The organism is Brevundimonas sp. (assembly GCF_023259385.1).
GTDB lineage: Bacteria > Pseudomonadota > Alphaproteobacteria > Caulobacterales > Caulobacteraceae > Brevundimonas.
Map to the genome: position 1 here is coordinate 1 of NZ_JAHFPF010000188.1, position 7,223 is coordinate 7,223.

Genomic DNA, 7,223 nt, shown 5'->3' on the forward strand with positions numbered 1-7,223 from the left:
CGAAGGCCAGCATGATGCCGATCATGGCCAGGCCCAGGATCAGGGCGTCCGCCATGTTGCCGACGACGTCGAGCGGATTGTCGACCGGCGCGGGCGTCTCCCCGAGCGCCTTCACGATCTCCCAGCCCTGGGCGAGGATAGCCCCCGGATTGAGGAACTCTTGCCGGCTCAGGGAGCCGCCGCCAGCCGTCAGCCCCAGCTCCAGAAAGCCGGCATAGAGGGTCTCGGACAGCCGCTGCCAGTCGTTGATCAGCCAGGCGAAGGCGCCGATCAGCAGCACCTTGCCGAAGCCCGAGGCCAGCACCTCCCGGTTGGAGGACAGCGCCCACTGGATGCCGGTCAGGGCGACGACCAGGACGATGAGCAGGCCGAACACGCCGTTGACCGAACCCTGGAGGGCGTCGAACCCGGCCGAGATGGTGTCGGAAAACACCACCATCAGCTCGTTGGGCGTTTCCACTCCGACCGTCATCGCCCCGCTCCCTCAGTCGTTCGCGTGAGACAAGGGATCGAAGCGCGGCGCGGCCGGCGCGGCGGCCTGACGGCCCCACCGCTGGCGCCGGGCGGCGTCTCCGGAGGCGCGGTCCGCCGCGTCGCGCGCCGTGGCCTCGGCCATCAGCCGGGACTGGGCCAGCATGATGGTGCGCAGCGCCGCCAGGTCTTCGGCCAGCACGGCCAGAAGCTGGTTGGACGACTGGACCGCCGCCGTCTGGCCGGTCGCCGCCTGGCTGGCGGAGAGCGCCCCGGCCAGCCTCTGCGACCGGCCCTGCCCCAGCCGTTCCAGCTCGGCGGCCGTCCGCGCCACGTCCTCGGCGGTGCGCCGGGCGTTGGCCGTGCGCGCCTCGCCCTGCTCCAGCAGGCTCAGCATGTCCGAGCCGGACAGATCGTCGGGGTACAAACTCCGGAACTGCTGCTCCAGACCGCTGACCGAGCTGGCGATCCCGCGCGCCGTCCGCGCCAGCTCGGCCATGTCCCGCAGCGACTGGCTCGACTGCGTCAGGTGGCTGTAGGGCGAGGCCGCCAGACTGCGCGCCTCGTTGGCGAGGCTCTCGAGCTGACGCGCCGCCTGCAGCGCGTTTTCGATGTGATTGCGCGGGTCGAACACCACCTGCTGGGCCGGCGCCGGCGTGGCGCCCAGCAGGCTGACGGCGACGAGGCCGACGGCGACGATCTGGATGGACCTATTCGGCCGCGAGCGGGCCGGCGAAGGCGTCGAAAACGGAATCCACATTTTGCACTCCCTTGGCTTTGAGGAAATCGCGGGCGAAGCCGCCCGGTCGACAGTCGTCAGGTCCCGATCGCTCCAGCAGGGTGTCGATCAGGGTCTGGTCTTCCGGCGCGCTCGAGCCGCACAGTGCCAGGGCCACGCCGGTCAGGCGCAGGTCGAACAGCCGCCGGCCGCGCGGCTGGCGCCAGTAGTAGGCCCGCTTGGGCGTGGCGAAGGCGATCAGTTCGAGCTGACGCCGGTTCAGACCGAAGCCCCGGTAGAGTTCGGCGGACGACGGCTCCAGCGCGCGCGGATTGGGCAGGAAGACCTGGGTGGGGCAGCTCTCGATCAGACTGGCCGAGATCGAGGAGGCCGCCACGTCGTCCAGGCTCTGGGTGGCGAACACCACGCAGACCCGCTTCTTGCGCAGGGTCTTCAGCCATTCCCGTATCCGGGCCGCGAAGGCGGTCTCGCCGAGGAACAACCAGGCCTCGTCCAGGACCAGCAGGGTCGGCCGGCCGTCGAAGCCCTGTTCGAGATGGTGGAAGAGGGCCGAGAGCACCGGCGCCACGGCTGACGGAGTCCCCATCAGGGACTCCAGCTCGAAGGTGTCGAACCGGGTGGGCGCCAGGGTCTCCCCCGCCCCGTCCAGCAGCGCGCCGTGCGGCCCCTTCAGGGTCAAGGGCTCCAGGGCGGCGGCGACCACCTTGTCCTGAACCAGGGCGCAGAACACCGTCAGCGTCCGCTGCGCGACCGGCGCCTCAGAGAGCGCCGACAGCGCCACCCAGATCTCTTCCCTCACCCGGGGGACCGGCTCCAGCCCGGCCAGGCGCACGGTCTCGGCGATCCATTCCGCGGCCCAGGCCCGCTCGTCCTCCCGGTCGATCCGGGCCAGCGGCTGGAGCGAGAACCGCGCCCCGGGCTCCAGCGCCCGCCAGCGGCCGCCGGCCGCGAGCGTCGCCGCGCGCGCCGACCGGCCCTTGTCGAAGAAGACCACCCGGGCGTCCCGATAGCGGAACCATTGCAGGGCCAGGAAGGACAGCAGGGCGCTCTTGCCCGATCCGGTCGGCCCGACGACCATGGCGTGGCCGACGTCGCCGACATGCAGCACCAGCCGGAACGGCGTCGCGCCGGTCGTGCGCGCCGTCGCCAGCGGCGGCCCGTCCAGGTTGGCGTCCCCGGCCGGCCCCGCCCAGACGGCGGAAACTGGCAGCAGATCGGCCAGGTTCAGCGTCGAGACCAGGGGCCGACGCACGTCGGCATAGGGCTCGCCGGGCAGAGAGCCCAGCCAGGCCTCCACCGCATTGAGATCCTCGATCCGGGCCACCAAGCCCTGGGCGTTCAGCGCCGCCTCAATCGCGCGGGCCTTGGCCGCCGCCCCCGCCTCGCTGGCGTCCAGAACGGTGACCGTCAAAGTCAGATACCCGAAGGCGCAGGACTCCGCGCCGAGCGCCGCCAGGGCGCCGTCGCACTCTTCGGTCTTGGACGCCGCATCCGTATCGAGAAGCGGCACCTCCTCCTTGGTGATGGCCTCGCGCAACAGGACGCCGACGCCCTTGCGCTTGGCGAACCAGCGCTTGCGCAGTTTGACGATCTCCCGCTCGGCTTCCGGCTTGTCGAGGCCGATCCAGCGCGCCGTCCAGCGGTATTCGAACGGCAGGGCGCCGAGCGCATCGAGCAGTCCGGGCCGGGTCGCCGACGGCAGACCCCGCACCGAGACCACCTTGAGCCAGCGATCGCCGAGACGGGGCGCGACCCCGCCCGTCAGGCCGGCGTCGGCGAGCCAGGCGTCGAGGAACATCGGCGTCTCCGGCGGCCGGACCGGAAAGGGCCGGGGCGAGACGCTGTCATGCAGCCAGGTCAGAAGGTCCGCGTCATCAAGCCGTTCGATCTCCGGCAGGGCGTCGGACAACAGGTCGAGCGTCGTATCGGCTTCGCGGCCGAAAGCCTCCAGCGACACCCGCCAGTCGTGGCCGCCGCTGGCCAGACCGTCGAACAGCCAGCGCTCCATGCGGCGGGTTTCGTCTGCGGGCGGCAACCAGGTCAGGGCCAGCCGGAAGTCCGTCTCGAAGGCGGGATCGGCGGTCTCGAAGCGGCTGCGTCGTTCCGCGTCGAGCAGCCAGGCGACCTCGAGGTCGAAGGCGCTCTCCGGATAGGCCGTCGCGGGACGGCGGCGCGCCTCCATATGCAGACACCAGCCCGATCCCAGCCGCTTCAGGGCGTTGTTGAGCCGCGCGCGCACCGCCATCAGCTCGTCCTCGGTCGAGGACTCCAGGTCGGGCCCGCGAAACCGGAAGGCGGCCAGGAAGGACCCGTCCTTGTTCAGGACCACCCCGGGCGCGACCAGCGCGGCCCAGGGCAGGTGGTCGGCCAGGACGGCGGGACGGCGGCGATGTTCGTCGAGGAACCGCATCGCGCCCTCACCCGTCCAGATGACCGGGCATCGCCAGATGCCGGCGCAGAACATCGAAGAACCGTGGGTCGGACCGCGCCGCCCACAGGCCGATCGCATGGGCGACAGCCCACCACAGCAGGCCCAGCCACCAGATCCGCAGCGCCAGGCCCAGCACCAGGGCGATCGTGCCCATGGCGATGGCGTAGTCGCGCGGCATGCCGGCCATCAGCACCGGTTCGGCCAGGGCCTGGGCCACCGGCAGCTCCCACCCGTCCGGCCGCGGCTCCATCACCCGATCTCCGCGCCGCCGGCGAAGCCGAAGAAGTCGAGGAAGAAGGTCGAGGCCGCGAAAGCGATCGACAGGCCAAACATGATGCCCAGGCCGCGCCGCATCGAGGAGCCGTTCTCGCTCATGGCGATGCCGGCGCCGAAGACGACCACGGCCACGACGGCGGCGGCCTGGACCACCGGTCCGGTGATCGATTGAACCACCTGCTGCAGCGGCCCTTCCCACGGCATGCCGGAGCCTCCCGCAAGGGCCGGTCCGGCCAGCATCAGGCCACACGTCATCGCTGCGCCGAACAGGCGGCGCCCAGGTCTCCATTGCATGATCTGCTTCCTTTGTTTCAGCGCAGGTCACCGCGCCGCGACTCATTGCAAGCAAATAACTCTACTGGCTGTCAACAGTATTATTCGTATAATTTCAACGACTTGTATGAGACTTGCTGACGACTTGTCTTAACTCCCGAAACAACTTGAATCACGTCGCGGCCCGTGACCTTCGCCAACTCGCCGGACGACTTGCGTCGACGTCCGCCCGAACCGCCTCGGAGCCGCGATTCTTGAAGATCGGAGATGTCGGGATATCGGCCGCGGACGTTCGGCCCGCCCTGATCTCGCCGGAATCGCCCAACCTGGAAGCCCGGCGTCAGGCGAGAGGCGTCAGCAGATACCGGTCGTCCTCCAGGCCGTCGACGGCCAGCACGGCCTCCACGCGCCGGCCTTCGGCGGTGCGCCGGATGTGGACGATCCGGTCTGTCGCCTGGGCGATCGCGCGCCGGGGCGGCTGGGCGACCACTTCGCTGAGCAGGTCTTCCACCCGCCGCAGGACATCCCCGGCCGAATTGGCGTGGATCGTCGACAGACCGCCGGGGTGGCCGGTGTTCCAGCTCTTCAGCGTCTCGAGCGCGGCGGCGCCGTCGCGCATCTCCCCGACCACGATCCGGTCCGGCCGCATCCGCAATGCGTCCCGGACCAGATCGACCACGCCGATGGCGACCGGCGCGCGCCGGGTCAGCACCGCCACCACGTCCCAGGCCGAGCACTGCAGTTCCGGCGTATCCTCGATCAGGAAGACCCGGTCCCCGGCGAAGGCGGGTTCGGCGAGCACCGCATTGGCCAGGGTGGTCTTGCCCGATCCGGTCCCGCCGGAGATGAGGATATTGCGGCGTTCGGCCGCCGCCTGTCGCAGCGCGTCCGCCTGGGCCTCCGTCATCACGCCGTCGCGGACATAGTCGGCCAGCCCCCAGATCACCGCGGGGCGTTTGCGGATCGAGAAGGCCGGCGCCGCGACGATCGGAGGCAGCAATCCCTGGAACCGTTCGCCCGTCCCCGGCAGGACGCCGGACAGACGCGGATCCTCGCGCGCCACCGTCTCTCCGACATAGTCGGCGATGAGCTTGATGGCGCGCTCGCGCGCCTCGGGCGAGAGGGACTGGCCGGTGTCCTGACGCCCCTCCCCGCTCCGGTCGAGCACCAGGCGACCGTCCGGGTTGGCGAGGATCTCCACCACTGCCGGCTCCTCCAAAGCGGCGAGGACCGTCGGTCCCAGGGCATGCCGCAGGGCCTCCAGCTTGCGCTCGGCGACGATCGGGTGGGTCGCCATCAGTTCGGCGGGTCGAACGAGCGGGGCTCGCGCGCCGGTCCGGGCGCCGCGTCGCGATCTGACCGGCCCGCGACGATCCGGGCCGCCGTGGCGTCGAGCAGCCGCTCGATGCGCCGGTCCACCGCCGCCTGCACCGTCGGATCCTGATCCACCACCGCGTCCGGCAGGCGCAGGAAGAAGGCCCGCGCCACCTCGATCAGCAGTTCCTGGACGATCTGCATGTCGCGCGCCGTCGATCGCATGTGGTCGCGCAGCGATCGTTCGAGCTGCAGCAGGCGATCCTCGGGATCGGCCTGCGGGCTCTTGAGCAGGCCGCGCGCAATGGCGCGTCCCGCCGCCTGACTCAGGGGCATCCGCCCGCTGCGCGCCTCCCGGTTCAGGCCCGAGACGATCTTGGGGTCGTTGAGATAGACCTGCACCCGGCTGGTCTGGCGGTTAGTCCTGGCCATCGCTCAATCCTTGAAGTTGGTCGAGGGCGGCCTGCTGGGCCGCCATCTCCTGCGCCACCCGCCCGTAGATGTCGGCCGCCCGCGCCGCCGCCTTCTTGTCGTCCATGGCGGCGGCCACCTCCTTGAACAGGGGCAGGCTCGCCTCCGCGTCCTCGCCGAGACTGCGCCGCCCGGCCCACGAATGCGGACGGCGGCCCGGCGTATCGACGCGGCGCGCCTGGTCCGGCGCCGGCGCATCGGCCCGGCTGCGGAACGGTTCGCGCTGGTCGTACAGAAGCTTGTGTGTGCGCAGCGGGCGGCAGCCGGCCACGAAGACCAGCTGCCGGTCGTCCGGCAGGGCGCGGATCTCGCCCGGCTCCAGCAGGGGCCGCTCGACCTCCGCCCGGGAGACGGAACTCCGGCCCGAGGCCAGGCCGGCGGGCGAACTGCGGCTGACGCGCGTTTCGGTCACCGACCCCGTCAGTTTCGACACCTTGTCCTGGGTCAGGGGGTCCAGCGCCGAGAAGGCGGTGTAGACGGCGCAGTTGTCGAGGATGGTGTTATGGGTCCCGTAGGTCTCCACGATGTCGTTCAGCGACTGGGCGACGAACATCGCCTTGACCCCGTAGCCGCTCATCAGCCGCAGCGACTTCTCGAAGAAGGCCAGCCGCCCCAGAAGCGGGAACTCGTCCATGACCATCAGCAGCCGGTGGCGCTTGGCCCGTCCGGTGGCGTCCCGAGTCTCCTCGGCGGTGAGGGCCTGGGCCGCCGCGTAGAACAGCATCCGCACCAGGGGTCGGAGCGCCGCCGCATCGGCCGGCGCGACCTGGACATAGAGGGACAAGGGCGCCTCGGCGCACATCAGGTCGCCCAGGGCGAAGTCCGACGCCGAGAGCACCCGCTCGACATCCGCTCCGGCCAGCCATTTGAGATAGGAGCGCGCCGTGCCCTGGACCGAGGTGCGGAACCGGTCGTGCATCGCCGCATAGCCCTTGACCGCCGTGCGGATGAACGGATGGGTCCGCGGCGCGCCGTCCGGTCCCCGATCGTGCAGGGTCCTGACCATGACATCGGCCGTCTCGTCGAGATCGGCGAGCAGCTCGCGCACCTTGAGCAGGGTCTTGTCGTCGTCGGCGGCGACATGGAGGACATGCAGGATCACCGCCTCGAGGATCTCCGACGCCGCCTTGTCCCAGATCGCCTCGTCATCCCGCGCGCCGCCGGGATCGGACAGAATGGCCACGAGCCGCTGCACCTGGGCGAGTTCGCCCGGGCCCGGCTGGATTTCCGCCAGCGGGTTCCAGCGCG

The 7,223-nt window shown here is 70.7% G+C and carries 8 protein-coding genes; all 8 read right to left on the reverse strand.

What is annotated here, in order from left to right:
- The coding region (locus Q0C81_RS13700) for a type IV secretion system protein (RefSeq protein WP_291838932.1) at positions 1–472 on the reverse strand (472 nt) is incomplete at its 3' end.
- A 12-nt stretch (positions 473–484) separates the two neighbouring features.
- Positions 485–1,231 carry a conjugal transfer protein TrbJ gene (locus Q0C81_RS13705; RefSeq protein WP_291838935.1) on the reverse strand — a complete coding sequence of 249 codons (747 nt, stop codon included), beginning with the start codon at positions 1,229–1,231 and terminating at the stop codon, positions 485–487.
- On the reverse strand, positions 1,182–3,620 hold the full coding sequence (trbE, locus tag Q0C81_RS13710; protein WP_291838938.1) for a conjugal transfer protein TrbE: 2,439 nt from the start codon (positions 3,618–3,620) through the stop codon (positions 1,182–1,184). The genes Q0C81_RS13705 and trbE overlap by 50 nt, the downstream gene beginning before the upstream one ends.
- A gap of 7 nt (positions 3,621–3,627) precedes the next feature.
- Positions 3,628–3,891 (reverse strand): VirB3 family type IV secretion system protein, encoded by a 264-nt coding sequence (locus Q0C81_RS13715; protein ID WP_291838941.1) that lies wholly within the window; start codon positions 3,889–3,891, stop codon positions 3,628–3,630.
- Positions 3,891–4,211: a TrbC/VirB2 family protein gene (locus tag Q0C81_RS13720; protein ID WP_291838944.1), complete on the reverse strand. Its 321-nt coding sequence runs from the start codon at positions 4,209–4,211 to the stop codon at positions 3,891–3,893. The genes Q0C81_RS13715 and Q0C81_RS13720 overlap by 1 nt, the downstream gene beginning before the upstream one ends.
- A gap of 319 nt (positions 4,212–4,530) precedes the next feature.
- Complete coding sequence (trbB, locus tag Q0C81_RS13725) at positions 4,531–5,487, reverse strand: P-type conjugative transfer ATPase TrbB (RefSeq protein WP_291838949.1); 957 nt, start codon at positions 5,485–5,487, stop codon at positions 4,531–4,533.
- A complete protein-coding gene (locus Q0C81_RS13730; protein ID WP_291838952.1) occupies positions 5,487–5,936 on the reverse strand; it encodes a hypothetical protein in 450 nt (149 codons plus the stop codon). Before Q0C81_RS13730 ends, trbB begins: the two co-directional genes overlap by 1 nt.
- Positions 5,923–7,223: type IV secretory system conjugative DNA transfer family protein (locus Q0C81_RS13735; protein ID WP_291838955.1), on the reverse strand; the 1,301-nt coding region annotated here is incomplete at its 5' end. The genes Q0C81_RS13735 and Q0C81_RS13730, both read right to left, overlap by 14 nt.